At 43.3% G+C, this 18201-nt stretch carries 20 protein-coding genes; 11 read left to right on the forward strand and 9 right to left on the reverse strand.

The features are described 5' to 3' along the window. Positions 1-48 precede the first annotated feature (48 nt). Positions 49-939 (forward strand): PorP/SprF family type IX secretion system membrane protein, encoded by an 891-nt coding sequence (locus AC13CC_RS00520; RefSeq protein ID WP_482878230.1) that lies wholly within the window; start codon positions 49-51, stop codon positions 937-939. A gap of 313 nt (positions 940-1252) precedes the next feature. On the opposite strand, the gene AC13CC_RS00525 is transcribed toward AC13CC_RS00520, so the two are convergent. Continuing rightward, entirely contained in the window at positions 1253-1438 is a 186-nt protein-coding gene (locus AC13CC_RS00525) for a hypothetical protein (protein ID WP_326280181.1), read from the reverse strand. 530 nt (positions 1439-1968) lie between these two features. Here AC13CC_RS00525 and AC13CC_RS00530 point away from each other — a divergent pair. Continuing rightward, the gene (locus AC13CC_RS00530; protein ID WP_326280183.1) at positions 1969-2457 is read left to right on the forward strand and encodes a DUF2975 domain-containing protein; all 489 of its coding nucleotides are present in this window, start codon (positions 1969-1971) and stop codon (positions 2455-2457) included. Between the two features lie 3 nt (positions 2458-2460). Then, complete coding sequence (locus AC13CC_RS00535) at positions 2461-2688, forward strand: helix-turn-helix domain-containing protein (protein WP_326280185.1); 228 nt, start codon at positions 2461-2463, stop codon at positions 2686-2688. 143 nt (positions 2689-2831) lie between these two features. Here AC13CC_RS00535 and AC13CC_RS00540 read toward each other — a convergent pair whose 3' ends face one another. Beyond that, on the reverse strand, positions 2832-4460 hold the full coding sequence (locus AC13CC_RS00540) for a carboxylesterase/lipase family protein (RefSeq protein ID WP_326280186.1): 1629 nt from the start codon (positions 4458-4460) through the stop codon (positions 2832-2834). An 88-nt stretch (positions 4461-4548) separates the two neighbouring features. Between AC13CC_RS00540 and AC13CC_RS00545 the strand changes: the two genes are divergently transcribed. The 8 genes from AC13CC_RS00545 (at position 4549) to AC13CC_RS00580 (ending at position 10845) form a co-directional block, all read left to right on the forward strand. Further along, on the forward strand, positions 4549-5316 hold the full coding sequence (locus tag AC13CC_RS00545) for an NUDIX hydrolase (RefSeq protein WP_482876803.1): 768 nt from the start codon (positions 4549-4551) through the stop codon (positions 5314-5316). Between the two features lie 419 nt (positions 5317-5735). Continuing rightward, positions 5736-7127 carry an amidohydrolase family protein gene (locus tag AC13CC_RS00550; RefSeq protein ID WP_482876802.1) on the forward strand — a complete coding sequence of 464 codons (1392 nt, stop codon included), beginning with the start codon at positions 5736-5738 and terminating at the stop codon, positions 7125-7127. A 579-nt stretch (positions 7128-7706) separates the two neighbouring features. Continuing rightward, positions 7707-8219 (forward strand): hypothetical protein, encoded by a 513-nt coding sequence (locus tag AC13CC_RS00555; protein WP_482876801.1) that lies wholly within the window; start codon positions 7707-7709, stop codon positions 8217-8219. Between the two features lie 300 nt (positions 8220-8519). Beyond that, complete coding sequence (locus AC13CC_RS00560; RefSeq protein WP_326280194.1) at positions 8520-8753, forward strand: thioredoxin family protein; 234 nt, start codon at positions 8520-8522, stop codon at positions 8751-8753. 76 nt (positions 8754-8829) lie between these two features. After that, complete coding sequence (locus AC13CC_RS00565) at positions 8830-9558, forward strand: hypothetical protein (protein WP_482876800.1); 729 nt, start codon at positions 8830-8832, stop codon at positions 9556-9558. 69 nt (positions 9559-9627) lie between these two features. Next, positions 9628-9891 carry a DUF2024 family protein gene (locus tag AC13CC_RS00570; RefSeq protein ID WP_326280198.1) on the forward strand — a complete coding sequence of 88 codons (264 nt, stop codon included), beginning with the start codon at positions 9628-9630 and terminating at the stop codon, positions 9889-9891. Beyond that, positions 9888-10235 carry a gamma-glutamylcyclotransferase family protein gene (locus tag AC13CC_RS00575; RefSeq protein ID WP_482876799.1) on the forward strand — a complete coding sequence of 116 codons (348 nt, stop codon included), beginning with the start codon at positions 9888-9890 and terminating at the stop codon, positions 10233-10235. The genes AC13CC_RS00570 and AC13CC_RS00575 overlap by 4 nt, the downstream gene beginning before the upstream one ends. 4 nt (positions 10236-10239) lie before the next feature. After that, positions 10240-10845, forward strand: a complete 606-nt coding sequence (locus tag AC13CC_RS00580; protein ID WP_482876798.1) for a MarR family winged helix-turn-helix transcriptional regulator — start codon at positions 10240-10242, stop codon at positions 10843-10845. 13 nt (positions 10846-10858) lie between these two features. Here the strand turns inward: AC13CC_RS00580 and AC13CC_RS00585 are convergent, their stop codons facing one another. The 7 genes from AC13CC_RS00585 to AC13CC_RS00615 are packed head-to-tail and all read right to left on the reverse strand — an operon-like array spanning position 10859 to position 18189. Continuing rightward, on the reverse strand, positions 10859-12034 hold the full coding sequence (locus tag AC13CC_RS00585; RefSeq protein WP_482876796.1) for a Gfo/Idh/MocA family protein: 1176 nt from the start codon (positions 12032-12034) through the stop codon (positions 10859-10861). A gap of 5 nt (positions 12035-12039) precedes the next feature. Then, complete coding sequence (locus AC13CC_RS00590) at positions 12040-13368, reverse strand: Gfo/Idh/MocA family oxidoreductase (RefSeq protein ID WP_482876795.1); 1329 nt, start codon at positions 13366-13368, stop codon at positions 12040-12042. Between the two features lie 3 nt (positions 13369-13371). Further along, positions 13372-14736, reverse strand: a complete 1365-nt coding sequence (locus AC13CC_RS00595) for a 3-keto-disaccharide hydrolase (RefSeq protein WP_326280208.1) — start codon at positions 14734-14736, stop codon at positions 13372-13374. Positions 14737-14775: 39 nt separating this feature from the next. Beyond that, positions 14776-16071: a TRAP transporter large permease gene (locus tag AC13CC_RS00600; protein WP_482876794.1), complete on the reverse strand. Its 1296-nt coding sequence runs from the start codon at positions 16069-16071 to the stop codon at positions 14776-14778. A 5-nt stretch (positions 16072-16076) separates the two neighbouring features. Next, complete coding sequence (locus AC13CC_RS00605; RefSeq protein ID WP_326280241.1) at positions 16077-16535, reverse strand: TRAP transporter small permease; 459 nt, start codon at positions 16533-16535, stop codon at positions 16077-16079. Further along, a complete protein-coding gene (locus tag AC13CC_RS00610; protein ID WP_326280212.1) occupies positions 16535-17515 on the reverse strand; it encodes a TRAP transporter substrate-binding protein in 981 nt (326 codons plus the stop codon). Before AC13CC_RS00610 ends, AC13CC_RS00605 begins: the two co-directional genes overlap by 1 nt. Beyond that, entirely contained in the window at positions 17512-18189 is a 678-nt protein-coding gene (locus tag AC13CC_RS00615) for a bifunctional 4-hydroxy-2-oxoglutarate aldolase/2-dehydro-3-deoxy-phosphogluconate aldolase (RefSeq protein WP_326280214.1), read from the reverse strand. The genes AC13CC_RS00610 and AC13CC_RS00615 overlap by 4 nt, the downstream gene beginning before the upstream one ends. Positions 18190-18201 lie beyond the last annotated feature (12 nt).

Below are 18201 nucleotides of genomic sequence, written 5' to 3' on the forward strand. Positions count from 1 at the left end.
TTCATCAACTATTAATACCAACAGAACAAAAAACACCATACAAAAACGATGAGACTATTCAATAACATACAATTACTGGCCCTGTTCCTTGTGCTTTCCCTCTCGGTAAGCGCACAGCAGGACCCCAACTATACCTTTTACCGCTACAACATGAACATCTACAACCCCGCCTTTGCCGGAAGCTCGGAGGCTGCCGAGCTCTCCTTGGGCGTCAGGAGCCAATGGGCGGGCGTTGAAGGTGCCCCCGAGAGCCAAAGTGCCATTTTCGGCATGCCCGTGGGCAGCAACGTGGGGATTGGCGTGTCCATCCTCAATGACAGGACCTTTATCGAGCAACAGACATGGATGGCCATCGATGTGTCGTACAACATCCAACTGGACGCGGACCATTTGCTCTACTTCGGGATCAAGGGGAGTGCCAACTCCTATGATGCCAACACCAATGGCCTTGTCACCTATGGGGTTGGCCAGGATGGCACCCTGATGGACTACGATAGCCGTTTCAACCCCAATGTCGGGGCCGGGGTCTATTTGAAGCACGATAGGTATTTTGCATCCCTGTCCGCTCCCAAGCTGCTGACCCCGGATCGCTTGCAGGAACGCGATGGAAATGCCTATTTGGGAACCGACCGCATGCACGCCTACCTCAGCGGGGGATATACCTTTCTCTTGGGCAAAACCTTGGACCTGAAGACCATGGGGATGTTGCGCTACGTGGATGCCTCCCCCATTTCGGTGGAACTGACCGGCATCCTGGACTTAGGGGAACGCTTTGAGTTCGGGGCCAGCTATAGGTACGATGAAAGCATCAGCGGACTGTTCCTCTTCAACATCAGCAACGGCTTCAATCTGGGCTATGCCTATGAGACCTCCATCCAAAACCCCATTGACGGATTGGACAACAATACCCATGAATTGTTTATGAGGATGAAAATGTAATTTCAAACCAAACAAACATGGTATAACATATTGTGAACAATAGGAGCTGCCCAAAAGGAAACAACATTTTTTCGCCTTTTGGAGCAGCTTTTTTTATCAATTAAACAAGAATAAATAGTAGTGCATACTTTGACCGATTAAAAAAGAAAGTGTTTTTCAACGCTTTAAACATTCCTAGATGGCAGCAAAGACAATAGATTTGCCATGCACAACATCGGTTCTGTCCAAGCGACATGGAACCGATTCAAGTCCGAAGGTCGAAACACCATCTTCAAATTATTCGCCTATGCCAACCAATAGGCATAAACTTAGTTCAATTGGAAACACCCTGCTCTTTAAACTTCTCCACACCACTATCAAATTGATAATCTGAACTTTTCAACATTCTACGATAAAGGGTTTCATTCACTGTAACGGGTATATGTAGATAGGGAAATTGGATGTTGTAATTTCTTCCATTTCTACCTACTAATCTAACTTTGACCGGTTTCTTCTCCATAATCTAAAACTTTTTAAATGTTAAACTATTGGAACATACCGATTGATAATCAGCCAAAATGTATTCCAAACCATGAATCATGAATTATTCTTACAAGAATGGTTTTTAAAATGTCAAACTGTCAATTTAAAACTGTTTTCATTGTTGAAAAAATGAAAATAATGACAGGAGTTCTTAAAAATTTCTTAACAAAACTGACAGATTTTCAATGCTTATTGAATTTGGATCCGCCATACTTTGCTTATTGACCAGAGAGTCCACTAGGGACCTTAGGTGAATTAGCCAGGGACGCCCCGGTAAAAAGGAACACTCTTCCAAAGGTGTTTGTTTGGAAGCCCAACGAAATGACCTTAAACCCATAGGCCGAAACAAGCTAAGGTCACAGTCCCTATAAATAGCCATTCCTTTCCATTTGATAAAATGGCCTTATTGAATTTCAATTAGCAATAAATTTTAATTTATTCGATAATTTTTTATTGTTTTTCAATAAATTTTATTTTATTTGCCCCTGAAATCTAAACTTAAGAGAAATGAAAAACATCAAATCACAAATTACAGATCGGGGCTCCACCCTCTTACTAAAATTTGTTGTTATATTTTTGGCCATTGCAGCAATCTGTCTGTTTGGCTTTTTATTGTATGTATCCATTACCTCCGATAGCGTAGGGATATTTAGGCCAATTTTACTGGGAATATGTGCTACTGAAATTCCTTTTCTGTATGCCCTCTACCAGGCCCACAGACTATTGCTTTTTATTGATAGGAACGAGGCATTTTCTAATGCATCGATCAAGGCCTTGAATAAAATAAAGTCGAGTGCCTTTACAATAAGTTTGATGTTTACTGGAGGAATGCCCTATATATATTACGTGGGGGAGGTCGACGATGCGCCAGGCGTTATATTAATGGGGTTGATATTGGTTGCCGTTCCGTTTATAGCCGCAGTATTTGCCGCAGTCTTGCTCAAGCTCTTTCGAAACGGTTTGAATATCAAATCTGAAAATGATCTAACCGTTTAACCTATGGCTATTATAGTAAATTTGGATGTAGTAATGGCCAAGAGGAAGATGTCCTTAAATGAACTTTCCGAGAAAGTAGGCTTGACACTGGCAAATCTTTCAATACTCAAAACGGGCAAGGCCAAAGCAATTAGGTTCAGTACCCTGGAATCGATTTGCAGTGTATTGGACTGTCAACCGGGCGACATCTTGGAATATGTTGATGACCAACAAAATACGATTCTCAATTAACTGTGACCTGCCTAAATTGCAGGCCTGTTTTCGATATTGCACCCATAATGGGAACAGGGGACAATGCCAAAAAGACATTGCCCCCTGTAGTAAAGACGCAGGACAACAAAGGTGCCTTATCGCTGTTTTACCGACGAATGGGATTAATTTTCGTAATCCTTGTCCAAAAACTCGTACCGCGCATCATCCACGGCCTTGGTCAATTTGCTCTCCGTATCTATGATCATTACGGCGGGTTCATTTTCTTTTGGCCCTACGGCTTCCCAATTGGGCAAGTCTTCACCATTGGGGTTTCCACTCTTGATAAAGTTGGCAAAAAACTGCTGCATGGTTTTGGAAGCCCTGTAATCCTCGGCGGTCCAGGCATAATCATCCACAAGGTGTAGATTGCCCATAGCGTATTCGATTTCAGCCGCATGTGGCGCGCCGATGGGCTTGGGCATTTGTGGGGCATTGGAATTTTTTTCCACCGTACCGCCCGCCAATCCAGATACCAGGTTTTTATCCTTCAATGGGGGCCTTATTTTACTGTATAGATAGCGATATACGGGTTGATCGGAGTTCTTGCGGTGCAAGTCGAACCACTTCCATGTGCTATAGGCTATAAAACGATCGGAAGCAAGGTTGGTTGCAGCCCATTGAAGTTCTTCTTGTGTACCATGTGGATACAGGTCCAAAACAGTTTGATAATTCTTTGGATAGGCCTCCTTCACTTTGGCTACGAACACCTCTTTTGTAATGGGGCCCTGTGTAAAGGCCATACCAGGTATCTCGGCAGAATTCCATCCCACCAATAGTGGAACCTGTGCCTGTTCCCGTGAGGCAAAGGTTTCGGGCAAGGACTTGGTAAGTAAATACCCGTCAATAACCATAGGAAAGCCAAACTTCTTGGATTCATTATAAATCTCGTACAGGTCGCGTGTGCTCAATTTTCTCAATTGGGAAATGTTCTCGATACCAGCATTTTCCAAAAATTGAACGCCCTGCTTTTCCGCCTCTGCCAAAGGAATTGGTGCCATAGTCGGTGGAATGGCAGCTCCGCTTTCCCCAATAGCCCCTGCGATCAGGTCTTTGGACAATGGGGATGCCATCTGTACACTAACCCCAATGGATCCAGCAGATTCCCCAGCTATGGTCACCTGATCTGGGTCTCCGCCAAAGGCAGCTATGTTTTCCTGTACCCATTGAAGGGCCATATTTTGATCTAACTGTCCATAATTTCCCGATGCCCTGTAAGGAGCCTCGGCGGACAACTCTGGATGAGCCAGATTCCCAAAAATATTCAGGCGATAATTAGTGGTTACGACCACAATGCCCTTTTTCGCCATACTTTCACCGTCATAACGATATTCCGATGCATCCCCCGCGACGTTTCCGCCCCCGTAAAAGTATACCAGAACAGGAAGGTTTTTATCGTTACGCTTGGCTGGTGTCCAAACGTTAAGGTAAAGACAATCTTCACTTACCCCGTTGGAGCGGGATTTCATATCGCCGAATACCATGGCTTGCACAGGTCTTGGACCAAAACGCTTAGTCTCTACCACACCCTCCCAAGGGTCCAAGGGCTGAGGGGCCTTCCACCGCAATTCACCAATCGGCGGTTTTGCAAAAGGTATCCCAAAATATTTTTGGATACCCGTATGAGTATCGTAAAGCCCTTCAATAATACCATTCTTGAGTTTGGCTTGAACAGGAAAGGCATTTTTCTGTTGTGAGGCCAGTTCCGACATTACAAAGAGAACCAACGCCACGGAAAGTAGTCGCTTTTTCATTATATCTAGTTTTTCTATTGTTACATATTGTTACAATAGTACTTTGTTTTTACGAGAAAATATACTTTATTTAGAAAAAATTTACATTTTGGCCCAAAAAAAACAAATCCTTACCAAAGAAGACTACATTCCAAACCTGGCATTTGATTCAGTTATTTTTGGTTTTAACGGCAAAAAATTGAAAATACTTGTACTGGAATATCGAAATACTGGTCTTTATGCGCTTCCCGGCGGTTTTGTTGGACGCAATGAGAGTTTGGAAGACGCGGTTGAAAAAGGGGTGAGCGAGAGGACAGGGCTCAAGAACATCTATTTGGAGCAATTTCGGACCTTTGGCGATATGAAAAGGTTTGACCCCGAGCCCATGAAACGGATTTTGAAAATGAATGGGCTGGACATAACATCTCATAGTTGGTTATTGGATCGGTTTATCACCGTTGCCTATTATGCCCTGATTAACTTTGAAAAAGTAATACCCAAACCAGATCCATTATCCGATGGAATCGATTGGTATTCGTTAGATGAGCTGCCACCCCTGATGATGGACCACCAACAAATTATCGAAAAAGCACTTGAAACCCTCCGAGAAAATCTGGACAAAAAACTTCTGGGCATGAACTTGCTGCCCAAAAAATTTACCATGAAGGAACTGCAACAGGTATATGAGGCCATTACCGGCACCTCCTTTAATCGTAGCGGTTTCCAACGAAAAATGTTGAGTGCAAATACCTTGTTGCGCCATGAAAAAAGGTTTTCTGGAAACTCCCATAAAGCTCCCTATCTGTACAGTTTTAAACCCAATCCATTCGACAATCGGCCAAAAACATACATAACTGATGGAAGTGGATCAAGGTAAGTACTACATAACAAAATTGGTTAAAAAAATAAAGTGCATACAGTTACATTGCTGGCAACGAATTAAATACAAATGTTCCGCCTTATATTTATTTCAATCCATTTACTTGAATTTTCATCCCCATCGGTGATTTTAAAAAGGAACTGGACCCACTTTTTTCAATAGACCGCTCGATGGAGAGGGTAAAGAATACATCGGGTTTTATTTCACCTGAACATGTCCCCTTCCCTTTTGTACCACACAAATTTTCTGTAAAATACTTACATTTAAGCTTTTATGCACCAAAAGGATTTATTGAACCGTAAGAAAGCTATACCGAACCAAAAATTACAAAACTTGGGGATGGCCAACCCAATTGTCGGTTTGGGCACATAATAATTCAGCATATAATCTAGTTGGCATTCAGAAACTAAATAATTATGTCAAATAAAATATTTTCTTTGCTTATTTTCTTAACGATATTTTCCTGCAAAAACAATTCCACAGAAAATATACAGGGTATTGCTGATTATGCCATTACCAATGTTACCCTCATTGATGGAAGCGGAGCAGACGCCGCGCCCAACGCTACAATTTCCATTAAGGATGAAAAAATATCCAGGATTACTAGAGGTCCGGTTGGAATAAATGCAGATTCTATTATTGATGGCACAGGTAAATATGTCATCCCAGGCCTTTTCGACAACCATTTTCATCTTTCTGATGATATTCCCCGTCAGTTTAAGCATTTGATACACTTTGGGGTAACCAATGTCTTTATACCTGCTGGTAGATATATGACTTATCCCGTGGTCCGAAAATACGATTCACTAATTCGGACAAATACTATATCTGGACCTACGCTACGATGGTCTAGCCCCTTCATCACAGTTCCTGGGGGCCACCCTAGAGGGAATGGAGGAATAGAAGGTGAAAATATCCATAGAATTACCTCTCCGGCTGAAATCCCAAAAATTGTGGAGGACGCAAAGGCCAACGGAGCTATAGCATTGAAAGTAATGATTGAAGATGGCCCTAGACCGCCTTTTATTGAACGGATTAAGCCCGAGTTAATAAAAAGGTTGAGACAGGAAGCAAACAGGCACAATTTAATGCTAGTGACTCACATAAGTGATAGGATAGAATTGGAAATGTCCGTTGAACACAAGGCCGATGCCATCATGCACTATGTAAACCCTTCCTTAGATTGGGAGAGCGATCTGGAACTTGTTCAAAAAATAAAAGATCAAAACATCTATTGGGTTACAACCGCAATGCTTGGAAAGGCCTATACGACTTACCCTCTTAATCCAGAATTATTGGAATCTGAACATTGGGCGGTATTCGACAAAGAAAAAGAAATCTTAAAAAAAGAGGCCGGGCAGCACAAGGAAATTGCCCTGGGGATAGTTAAAAATTATTACAATTTGACTTTAGAACAATGGAAAGATCATAAAATGCCCTCGCACGCCGACTTTCGAAAGTTGGATTCATTGGGTATTACTATAGTTGTAGGAACCGATAAAGGATCTCCCAATTTATACAATGCATCTGGACTTGGTGTGCATGAGGAAATGCAGATTTATCAAGACGGTGACATGGACCCACTTAACATAATTAAATGCGCCACTCTAAATGCAGCTAAAATGCTAAAGATGGATAAAGATTATGGTACAATTGAAGAAGGAAAGTATGCCAATATGGTGTTGCTTGACAAAAACCCACTTGAAAATATTTCCAATACATTAACTATTAATACAGTCTTCAAATATGGGGAAATACAGAATAGAATTACGAATGCCAACAATGGTAACCGTTACACCGGCCATTGAACAGTGGGAAAAGACCTGTGATAAGTCCTTTTTAGGGCTTTTTGTTTTCAATCCAATCTTTGCAACCTCGATTTTGGGTGTCCCAACAAGGGCAAAGAACAGTTTGTCCGGGGCCTTTTCGGCCGTTCTCACAAAACGAGGGCCCCTGCCAACGTCTGTAGAAAATGTTACCGGATGGGTTCGCTCAACCGGTAACTCACGAACAACTTTTACCGATACCCCCTTTTTCCCTGCATACCTCAGGGTTACGGTCCATTCCCATTTCGGCAATGTTCAACAACGACTTTTTTCGCCAACTTGCGGAACCGGCGCAATGGCTACAAGTAATTGCTTGTACTTGCCTGCTTCTTAATCCCGATAGCCATCGGGACAGGCAAATATTCACAGGCGAAACCGTCGGGACGGAAAGACCTCGTCCCCACTGGTGAAAACAGCAAAAACCGGTGCCAACGGCACCTAAAGGCAATTTGGCAACGTTCTTAATGTCTTTTAAATTATTTGTGAATAAATTCACCTAATTTAAAGCCCAGAAGGTCACTGCGTTTAGCAGGGCGCCGGCAAAAAATCAAAACCAAGCCTATGAACAAAATTATTATAACCTTAACCAGCGTAATTTTTACGCTTAATTCAATTTCAGGACAAACAATCGAAGAAAAATACGCAAAGGACGTAAAATCGATAGAAGCAATAATGAATGCTTATTACGATGTTGTTTCAGGCTCTAGTAGTGAGCCATGGGAATTTGAAAGAGACAGGTATATTCATTCAAAAAATGCTGTTATAACAAGACTGGATAATAACGGAAGTGCAGAATCCCATACGCTTGAAGCGGAATATATTCCAATAGGATTATCACCGAAAGAGGATTTTTACGAAAAGGAACTTAAAAGAAAAGTCAGCAAATATGGAAATATTGCACAGGTTTGGAGCGCATTTGAAATACGGACCGACCCAAAAACGGAGTCTAATATAAGAGGACTGAACAGCATTCAACTACATTACGAAAATGGAAGATGGTGGATTGATAGTTGGACCTGCGAAATGGAATCTGAAAAAAGGTCGGTAGTAACCGAATTTCTAACCAGCGGATAAAAAATATATGCTAACAATGTATCCGAAATTACGGCATCCCAAAGTGTAGGGAGAATAGCCGGATCCACCCGGAAATTGCCAACGTCTATGCCAAATAGAAATTAATGAACACCCTGAACAGCAGGAAAAACCTGTTTAAGCCCTTTCTAAAGGCTTTTTTCAATCCACTTTTTCCGATTTTGACTTTTGTGAAATATAGGGGGTGACCAAAAATAAATCCTTGAAAATTTTAAACAGTTAGGATTCCTTACTATATTTGCATAGGCAATAGTGCCAAAACACAATTTAAACCTTTATCAAATGGCTAAATCAATTTTCTATCATGCTGGATGTCCAGTATGCGTGAGTGCAGAACACGAAATCGTAAATCTAATTGGCGCGGAAAATGTTGAACTCGTTCATATTGGCGAAGACCGCGACCGAATTACAGAAGCAGAAAAAGCAGGAGTAAACTCTGTTCCAGCTTTGTTAACACCAAATGGGAATGTATTGCACATCAATTATGGTGCATCTGTAGCCGACGTAAAAGGCTAAAAAATTTAAACTAATAAGTTAGGAGTCCTAATTTATTATGCGACTCCTAACTTTTAACCAATTAAATTCCATAAAAATGAAACAAGTATATTTTCTTCTCGGACTTTCCCTTTTAACAGTTAAAACATATGCTTGCAACAAGTGCGAAGATTACAACAACGAAGATTTTCAAATTAAAAATGTGAACGTAAAGCACCAAGATGACCTTGCGGCCACCATTTGGGAAATTACCGTAAAAGGAACGGCTGGTAAAACAACACCGGCACCAGCAGGTCAAATGAACGGAGCACCTGTTTTAGGCTACGTATTCCCAACTACTTTAAAATCTACCGATGTTGGCTTTGGCGATACCGAAGGCATTGTGGCACTTGCCTTGACCTCACACCCCGACTTTGATGACACGCCACTTTGGGATGAAAATGCTGACCGAAATTTTGTCAATGACGGTATTGTTTGGCATCCGCATTGGGTGGTCTTGACACAAGACAAGCGTGTGGAAGGTGGTTTGGCCGTAAAGCAATTTGACCCAAAGGACACAGGTGTGGTTTTACCACCAACCAATCCCGGAATGCCCATGTACATGGACTCACCGGGTTTTCAAGTCATTACGGACAGGAATACAATACGAGTGGTTGTTCCCGATTATCGAATGAACAACAAAACGGATTTTTCCTATGATGGGATTGCAGCCTTTATGCAAGTCAATACGGGCGGAGAAGGTGGGAAAAACAAGCCAATGCTCGGTGTTTACAAAGTATATTCAGTAGCAAGTGGCGACCTGTCGCTACCCTATAAAGTCAACTAATATTTTTTGCCCTGTAAAGTAAGGATTCCTATCTTTACAGGGCTTTCCTTTTATCAAAAAAAAACTAAAATGAAAGTAGCAGTCTGGGACACCTATGTAACCAAAAAAGACGGTAGCGTTATGCACTTTGACATTATCGCTCCTGAAGAAATTAGGGATACAGCCTTAATCTACGGTTATGGTAAAGAATATTTAAAGACCAAAACCCAAGAGGGACAAGCTTTAACATCAAAAGAGTGTAGGTTCTGCCACATGGAAACAGTACGGCCCCAATGGGAATCCGAGATTAAACAAAAGGGGTATTCGATCGTTGAAATGGAAAATTGTAAATGAAAGAGAAAACACATTTATTATTCTCTTACGGTACCTTACAGTTAGAGAACGTACAGATTGAAAATTACGGTCGAACCTTAAAAGGAGAGCGAGATAGATTGATTGGGTATACAACTGAAAAAAAACAAATTACAGATCCAACAGTCCTTGTTAAAAGTCAGCTAGATTATCACCCAATTGCCGTTAAATCCGATAATGAAAGTGATGCTATAGAAGGAACTTTATTTGAAATTACGGATACCGAGCTTGCTGAAACCGACAAGTATGAAGTAAGTGAATACCATAGAATACTTGAAACTTTTGAATCAGGAAAAAAAGCTTGGGTCTATGCGGCCAAAATATAACACTATGGAATATCCATCATTCAATTTAAACGAACAAAACCACAAAATAGAGAGCCGAATCGTGGTTGCTTTGGAACGTATTTCGGAAGCATTCAGGGTATTGCTTTGGAACGAAAGTAAAGAAAGCTCATTAAGCCCGATACAAATTCAGATTTTGATATTCATCTCTTTCCATTCCTTGGAAAAATGTAAAGTGGGATATTTGGCAAACGAGTTTAATATGACAAAGGCCACCATTAGCGATAGTGTCAGGGTTTTGCTTTCCAAAGCATTGGTTACCAAAGAAAAAGATCCCGCCGACACAAGAAGCTATTCCCTTTCACTTACGGCCGAAGGAAAAAATATTGCCAAAAAAGCGTCTTTTTTTGCTTCTTCCATCCAACAACCAATTGAAAAACTAACACAAGAACAGAAAACAACAATGCTTAACGGGTTGCTGAAATTGATTTATGACCTAAACAAGTCCGGTGTCATTACCATTCAACGGATGTGTTTTACCTGCTCCTTTTACAATGGCGAAAATGGAAATCATTATTGTAATTTATTAAAAACAAAACTTGCCGAATCTGAGATACGGTTGGACTGCCCAGAACACGAAATGGTCAGGTGAACGAAGCATAAGATCAAATCCGTGGACTTACCACAATTTTATCATCATACATGGCATCCAATCCCATTTGCACACAAGCTGCGGCCATGGCACCTGTTTTAGCATTGGAAACGGGCAATGTATTGTTTACGATATTGTCTCTGAAATCAATCAAAGCCTGTTTGCTAGGGTCCTCATGATCAAACTTTATGGGTATACCCTTGCCTTGGTCCCAATTTAAAGTGGCCCCCGAAACACCATCGACCTCACCAATCTCTTTTTCGTAGCTCCCTTCGGGATAGTACCAAGCCTTGACATAATCCAAAATATAGGTTCCCTTATCCCCCATTACCTTGACCTTGTAATCGCCCATGGCGTTACTGGTAAGGCAGGTAAATGATGCCCGTACCCCTTCGGGATAACTGTAGATAAGATGGATATTGTCATAGGTTTCCCTACCATCTTTCCAGTAATCGATGCCCCCTATACCCATGACCTTTTCGGGTATGGCATCCATTACCCAATTGGCAAAATCCAACTGGTGCGAACAAAGTTCAGCCAAAAGCCCACCTGAATATTCCCGGTACATTCGCCAGTTGATCATGCGCTCCCATTTTGGGTCGGGTACAGGACGCCGCCAATTGCCATTTCGGTTCCATTGGCACTCAAAAGCTGTTATCTTGCCAATTTTCCCGTTTTTGATTTCCTCCACGACATGCGAATATAAACGGGAGCTATGGTATTGGTGACCTGCTTGAAATATGTTCTTGGATGCATCGGCCGCCGCTACCAATTCCTTTATCCCTTCATATCCTTTTGCCATGGTCTTTTCGCCGTACACATGCTTTCCTGCCTGTAAAGCATCGACAACAATTTTAGAATGTGTACTGAAAGGGGTCGCTACCAAAACGGCATCTACATCCTTATCTTCCAACATTCTTTTGTAGTCAGAATATCCTTTCGCCTTGCCTTCTACTTTTGAAAGCCCCGAGCTAAGCCTAAAGGGAATGACGTCACAACAGGCGACTACCCGCATATTGGGAATCTGGTTGATGAAAGGGATAAGTCCACCACCACGGTCCCCTGTTCCAATTACCCCAATATTGATGGTTTCATTTGCACTGGGAGAGCCATACCCTAGTACGGTTGGAGCATATAAGACTGCGGAACCGGCCAAACTACCTTTAACCATAAAGTCTCGACGCTTCATACTACTTAAAGTTTAGGTTCCCAGCCTTTTTCGTACTCCCTTTTCCAGCTTTGCATGGCTTTTTCACTGTTTAATACCTTGCCTGTTTGGGTGTTTATTTCGATGGTATGCCCGGCGTCGTGGGCCATATTTCCCAAGTGGCAGAGCATGGTGGAAACGCTTGCATCCCTTATATCAGAATTTAGGGAATTATCTTTTCGGATAGCATTGAAGAAGTTGGACACATGATCCACATCCAGTCCTCCGATGCCTTGGGTGTTGGTGGTAGCACTGAGTTCTTTTTCAAATTCAATTTTAATCGGGTTACCTCCAAGATCGTACAACTTGTAAAAATTTCTACTCAGTTCAATCACACCTTTGCTTCCATAAATAGTGATTCCCCGTCCAGGTCGCTCCGGTTTCATTATACCGCGGCTGTGGGAGGTCCATGTAATGAATTTATCCCCTGGGAATGTATAGGTCACTTGCTGATTGTCGGGGAATTCCCAGTCATCATCATAAGTGTACTTTCCCCCAAACGCTGTTACTGTTTCGGGCAGATCCACGCCAAGTGCCCAGCGGCAAATATCAATCTCGTGGGTACCGTTGTTATGGATTTCTCCCGTGCCCCAATTCCGGAACCAGTGCCAGTTATAAGGGTGGATGTTATCCCGATAATTTTCACGAGGCGCAGGACCTTGCCACATATCCCAGTTTAAGGTCTGGGGTACTTCAATCGTCTTTCCGTGCCCAATGGAACCGCGGTTATTGGAATAGTAGGCCTCCCCTTTGAAAACCTCTCCGATCACACCTTTTTTGATGTCTTCCACTGCCGAAATCGAAGTCTTGGCCGATCGCTGTTGGTTGCCCATCTGAACTTTTTTTCCATACTTTTTTTGGGCCGCGACCAACAGATCATTTTCATAAGGGTTATGGCTACAAGGCTTCTCCACATAAACGTGCTTTCCCGCCTGTAGGCCCATAATGGCCATGGGAGCATGCCAATGTTCGGGCGTGGCAATAAAGATGGCATCCACATCCTTATCCTCCAAAATCTTACGGAAATCCTTTTCTACCTTCGGTACATATCCTATGCGTTCTTGGCACCAAACATTGTGTTCTTCCAGAATGGTATCGTCCACATCACAACTGTATAAAATTTTGGCGTTGACATCTTGGTGAATCGCCAACACATGTGCCTTGGCTCGGCTCCTTACACCTATTACCGCACAATTGATATGATCGTTGGCTCCCAGAATTCGGGCATTGGCCCAAGAGGGAAATACTGTAGCGCCCAAGGTAACAGCAGCGGTACCTGTAGTTGTTTTTTTTATGAAATCGCGTCTTGTAGTCATGGTTTACGGCTTTTTAATAGGTTTTATCTTGATGTTCTTAAAGCTTACACGATCTCCATGATCCTGTAACAATATGTGACCTCTATCGACCTCCCCAAAATTGGGCCATTTTACATACTTGCTTTCGGAGACCAGTTTGCGATATGCTTCGCTTTTTCGCTCGTATTCCAAGACTTTTGTGCCATTGAGCCAATGCTCCACATGGTCGTCTTTTGAAACTATACGGGCCGTGTTCCACTCTCCAATAGGATTAATGGGCTTATTGGCATCTGCCTGTATAAGGTCATATAAAGAAGCAACTGTACGGCTACCTTCATGGTTGCCCAGTTTGGCATCTGGATGTCGTTCATCATCCAAAATTTGATATTCCAGTCCGATGGAAGAGCCCGGACCCTTGTTCAAATCGGTGTCCACATAGTATTTGATGCCACTGTTGGCACCCTCGGTCAATTTAAAATCCACTTTGAGCTCGAAATCCCCATACAGCTCAGTGGTCACAATATCGCCACCGGCGGCCGATTCTTCACCCCCAGAGGAGAGAACGGTCAATACGCCATCCTTAATCTCCCATCCTTTCTCTGGAAAATCATCCAGACGGGCACCGCGCCATCCCAAGGTGGTCTTGCCGTCCCATAACAATTCCCATCCATTTTTTTCCTCATCAACAGTAAGCTGGTTTTTGGTCGTTACTGGTTCCAAGGGCATTTCTTTACTGTATTTTGAAAGACTATCGGTCAAAATTTTGATGTTCTTCCAGGCAATCTCCGTTCCCTCCTTTTGATCTTTGCCAATGCTGTGTACTTGAAGCGCAATAAAGCCGCTTGCCGTTTTGTCATCTATCAAATGGGCCGCTGGTATCCCATTGATCCAGGTTTGGATCGTATCTCCGATGGCCTCGATGCGATAGTGGTTCCAATCGTTTTGTTTGAAGGCTTTTTGGGCGGCTGGATTATCTTCCAAGCTAACGAGCCAACCTCTACGACCTTCGTCATAGATTCCAGCGCTCCATGCCCTGTCCGATGGGTCTATCTCAATCTGATAGCCGTGCACCCTTCCATTTTGATAATACGGAAAGCTGTTGCTTCGTATTTGGACTCCCGAATTCATGGTAGGATCCACTTTATATTCCAATTCCAAGATAAAATCATCGTACATCCCATCTGTTGTCAAAAAGGAATTGGGCGTATCATGCACCGTGGACCCCACGATCATATCATCTTTTACCGTATAATTAGCCTCACCGCCCTTTTGGGTCCATCCGTTGAGGGTGCCGTCGAATAGGTCGACCCAAGGCGCATCGTCTTGGGGAGCTTTGGCACATCCCCAACAAAGCAGGAGTGCCAATGTTCCGAATTTTAATTTGTTCATTTTATGTGTCATTAGTCAAACGTTTACGTTACAAATCAATTAAAGGCCAAAAAGACCTGGCAACCACAAGGTCAACTCTGGAATATACGTAATCAGAAACAGAGCCAAGACCATGGCCGCAAACAAGGGCAACAGGGGCCTTATCACTTTTTCAATGGATGTTTTTGCCACACCTACCCCTACAAAGAGTACCGAGCCCACAGGGGGCGTGCACAGTCCAATGCAAAGGTTCAAGATCATGATGATGCCAAAATGCACCGGATCTATCCCCAATTTTGTTACGATAGGCAAAAATATCGGGGTGAAAATGAGGACGGCCGGGGTAATGTCCATAAAGATACCCACGAACAACAATATTAAGTTTATGATGAGTAATAGGGCAATCTTGTTATCGGTAATGGACAAAAGCCCTGCACTGATGTCCTGTGGGATATGCTCAAAGGAAAGCGCCCACGACATGCTCATAGAGGCTGCTATCAACAGCATGACAACAGCCGTAGTGGCGGAGGCATTCAAAAAGATATTGGGTAGTTTTTTAAACGTTATCTGTTTGTAGACAAAGCCCAACAATAAACTGTAGAGCACTGCAATGGCCGAAGCTTCGGTAGCTGTAAATATGCCCGCCACGATACCCCCGATGACCAAAACCAATAGGAACAAGCTTGGAACTGCATCAACAAAAGTTTTAAAAACCTGCCTGAAGGAACTCCGTTGTCCCGTACCATACCCTTTCTTTTTGGCCCACAGCATGGCAACCACCATCAACAACAGCCCCGTGATCAGCCCGGGGATGTAGCCGGCCAAGAAAAGTGCGGCAATGGATGCACCCCCACTTGCCAAGGAATACACAATCAAAATGTTGCTGGGGGGAATCACCAATCCTGTTGTGGCCGAGGTGATGTTGACAGATACGGAAAACCCCTTGTCATACCCTTCTTTTTCCATTTCAGGGCCTAGGATGCTCCCCATGGCCGAGGCGGAGGCCATGGCCGATCCTGCAATGGCGCCCATGAACATGGCCGATATAATATTAATGAGAGCGAGTCCCCCAGGCAAAGCCCCGACCAAGGTCTTGGCAAAGGCAATCAATCGGTGGGCAATTCCTCCGTGGTTCATCAATTCTCCGGATAAAATAAAAAATGGAATGGCCAGCAGTGCAAAACTATCCAATCCTGTGGCCATACGCTGTGATATGGTCGCCAATGCCGGCAAGGAGGGAACACTGACCAATAAAGTCAACATGGAGGAGATGGCTATACTCCACGCCACAGGGGTACCTATGGCCAAAAGGCCCACAAAACTGATGATCAAAACAAGTAAGGGTATGTAATCCATAAGGCTCAATCCATTATTATTTCCACAACTTTGTTATAGACCACTATCAGTCCGCTCAAGGGAATCACGATATATACGTATGCCAAGGGCAAGCCCAATGCAGGGGAAAGCTGTTTGAGTTCATAGGTAGTGTACACCAACCATCCGCCACCCGTTACCATTGCCGCAAGACAGAACAGTATGATGAAACCTGATACCACCCTTTTCAATAGTTTTTGATTTTTGGCACTGGCACGTTTGGCCAGTACATCTATGGCCACATGACCATTCTTTGCCGATACATAGGCAGCTCCCAACAATCCCAACCAAATCATAAGAAACCGGGCGAGTTCATCCGTAAAGGCACTTGGTTCACCTATAACATACCTACTGAACACCTGCCAGAGTACATTCAGCACCATCAGACCCATCAGTACTACCAGTAAATGTGCCAAAATGTTTTCCAATGCCCTTTTGAGTCCCATCACTTTGCCAATGATTTGATTTGTTGTATCATTTTATTCAATGCTGCATCATCTTCATACGGCCGGTACATTTCCCGTGTCATTTTGATAAACGGTTCCTTATCGGGATACGAAATCTTTACCCCTGCTTTCTGGACTTTTTCCAGTGCTTCGGCTTCCGATATGGCCCACAATTTTCTCTGATGGGCCAAAGATTTTTTTACTGCTTTTTGGACCCATCCCTGTTCCTGCTCCGAAAGGGTACCCCAAAATTGGGTGCCAACGATCAAGACGTCGGGGGAAAAGGTATGTTCGTCCAACGAATAATAGGGACACACCTCATAATGCTTGGAAAGGTAAAAACTGGGGGGATTGTTCTCCGCTCCGTCCACCACGCCCTGTTGCAGGGATGTATAGAGCTCTCCCCATGAAATGGGCGTGGGCGAACCCCCAAGACTTTTGACCATATCTATGGCCGTAACACTTTCCATTACCCTGATCTTGAGCCCCTCTAGGTCATCCGGGGCAGTTATGGGCTCGTGTTCAGTATAAAAACTTCGAAACCCGGCATCGTAATAGCCCAGACCTTTTAATCGAAATTGTTCGGCATTGTCCAACAATGCTTGCCCAATAGGACCATCCAGCACCTCAAATGCGTGTTTCCTGCTCTCAAAAAGATAGGGGAGCCCCAGTATCCTGGTCTTCGGGGCAAAATTTTCCAAGGTGGCAACCGATACCTTGGTCATATCCAGACTGCCCAGTTGAATCAGCTCCAGAATTTCACGTTCGGTGCCCAATTGTTGATTGGGATAGATTTCTACACGAAGTCTGCCCTTGGAAACACTGTCAAGATCTTCCCCCATTTTAACCATGGCCTTGTGCACGGAATGGTTAACATCCAAACCATGGGCCAACCTTATGGTCTTTGTGCTACTGGCCTCTTCACAACTAGTGGCGAAAAGTAAAGCACACAATAAAAAAATGATGGGAACGTGTTTCATTGTTTTTCCCTTCTGATTGTTGCTATCAATTTCAAGGTGTCTGCCACTTTTTTCTGTAAACCTTCAAAATCTTTACTTTCCAAAATATCTTTGGAAATCAATTTTGAACCCATGCCCAAACAGGTTACTCCTGCATCAAACCAAGCTTTGAGGTTTGATTCCTCTGTGCTTACCCCACCTGTTGGCATAATGCTTGTCCAAGGTTGGGGTCCCTTGATGGCCTTTACAAACCCTGGCCCATAGGTGGACCCCGGAAAGAGCTTGATCAATTCACAACCTAATTCTTCGGCTTTATTGATTTCGGTCAAAGAGCCACAGCCCGGCGACCAAAGTACTTTTCTGCGATTACAAACTATGGCGATATCTTCCCTTAAAGATGGGGTTACCACAAAGTTTGCTCCCATTTGCATATACAGGGATGCCGCCGCCGCATCGGTAATGGATCCAACGCCCATGATCATCCCCGGAAGTTCTTTCTGGGAATATTTGTTCAATTCTGAAAAAACCTCAAAGGCAAAATCGCCTCGTGCCGTGAACTCCATCAAACGGGCACCGCCATCATAACAAGCCTTGAGCACCTTTTTGCCCAATTCGATATCGGGGTGGTAAAAAAGAGGCACCATTCCGGTGTCCCTCATAGTATTTACTACATCAATTCTTGAAAATTGTGCCATTTTATACCTTTT

Source organism: Flagellimonas sp. L-11 (assembly GCF_056857735.1).

Bases quoted from the DNA above. Each gene is read 5' to 3' on its own strand.
- AC13CC_RS00570 (WP_326280198.1), top strand. From the start codon at position 9,628: ATGAAAGTAGCAGTCTGGGACACCTATGTAACCAAAAAAGACGGTAGC.
- AC13CC_RS00525 (WP_326280181.1), bottom strand. From the start codon at position 1,438: ATGGAGAAGAAACCGGTCAAAGTTAGATTAGTAGGTAGAAATGGAAGA.
- AC13CC_RS00610 (WP_326280212.1), bottom strand. From the start codon at position 17,515: ATGAAACACGTTCCCATCATTTTTTTATTGTGTGCTTTACTTTTCGCC.
- AC13CC_RS00585 (WP_482876796.1), bottom strand. From the start codon at position 12,034: ATGAAGCGTCGAGACTTTATGGTTAAAGGTAGTTTGGCCGGTTCCGCA.
- AC13CC_RS00535 (WP_326280185.1), top strand. From the start codon at position 2,461: ATGGCTATTATAGTAAATTTGGATGTAGTAATGGCCAAGAGGAAGATG.
- AC13CC_RS00590 (WP_482876795.1), bottom strand. From the start codon at position 13,368: ATGACTACAAGACGCGATTTCATAAAAAAAACAACTACAGGTACCGCT.
- AC13CC_RS00575 (WP_482876799.1), top strand. From the start codon at position 9,888: ATGAAAGAGAAAACACATTTATTATTCTCTTACGGTACCTTACAGTTA.
- AC13CC_RS00530 (WP_326280183.1), top strand. From the start codon at position 1,969: ATGAAAAACATCAAATCACAAATTACAGATCGGGGCTCCACCCTCTTA.
- AC13CC_RS00565 (WP_482876800.1), top strand. From the start codon at position 8,830: ATGAAACAAGTATATTTTCTTCTCGGACTTTCCCTTTTAACAGTTAAA.
- AC13CC_RS00580 (WP_482876798.1), top strand. From the start codon at position 10,240: ATGGAATATCCATCATTCAATTTAAACGAACAAAACCACAAAATAGAG.
- AC13CC_RS00615 (WP_326280214.1), bottom strand. From the start codon at position 18,189: ATGGCACAATTTTCAAGAATTGATGTAGTAAATACTATGAGGGACACC.
- AC13CC_RS00555 (WP_482876801.1), top strand. From the start codon at position 7,707: ATGAACAAAATTATTATAACCTTAACCAGCGTAATTTTTACGCTTAAT.
- AC13CC_RS00560 (WP_326280194.1), top strand. From the start codon at position 8,520: ATGGCTAAATCAATTTTCTATCATGCTGGATGTCCAGTATGCGTGAGT.
- AC13CC_RS00540 (WP_326280186.1), bottom strand. From the start codon at position 4,460: ATGAAAAAGCGACTACTTTCCGTGGCGTTGGTTCTCTTTGTAATGTCG.
- AC13CC_RS00550 (WP_482876802.1), top strand. From the start codon at position 5,736: ATGTCAAATAAAATATTTTCTTTGCTTATTTTCTTAACGATATTTTCC.
- AC13CC_RS00520 (WP_482878230.1), top strand. From the start codon at position 49: ATGAGACTATTCAATAACATACAATTACTGGCCCTGTTCCTTGTGCTT.
- AC13CC_RS00605 (WP_326280241.1), bottom strand. From the start codon at position 16,535: ATGGGACTCAAAAGGGCATTGGAAAACATTTTGGCACATTTACTGGTA.
- AC13CC_RS00595 (WP_326280208.1), bottom strand. From the start codon at position 14,736: ATGAACAAATTAAAATTCGGAACATTGGCACTCCTGCTTTGTTGGGGA.
- AC13CC_RS00600 (WP_482876794.1), bottom strand. From the start codon at position 16,071: ATGGATTACATACCCTTACTTGTTTTGATCATCAGTTTTGTGGGCCTT.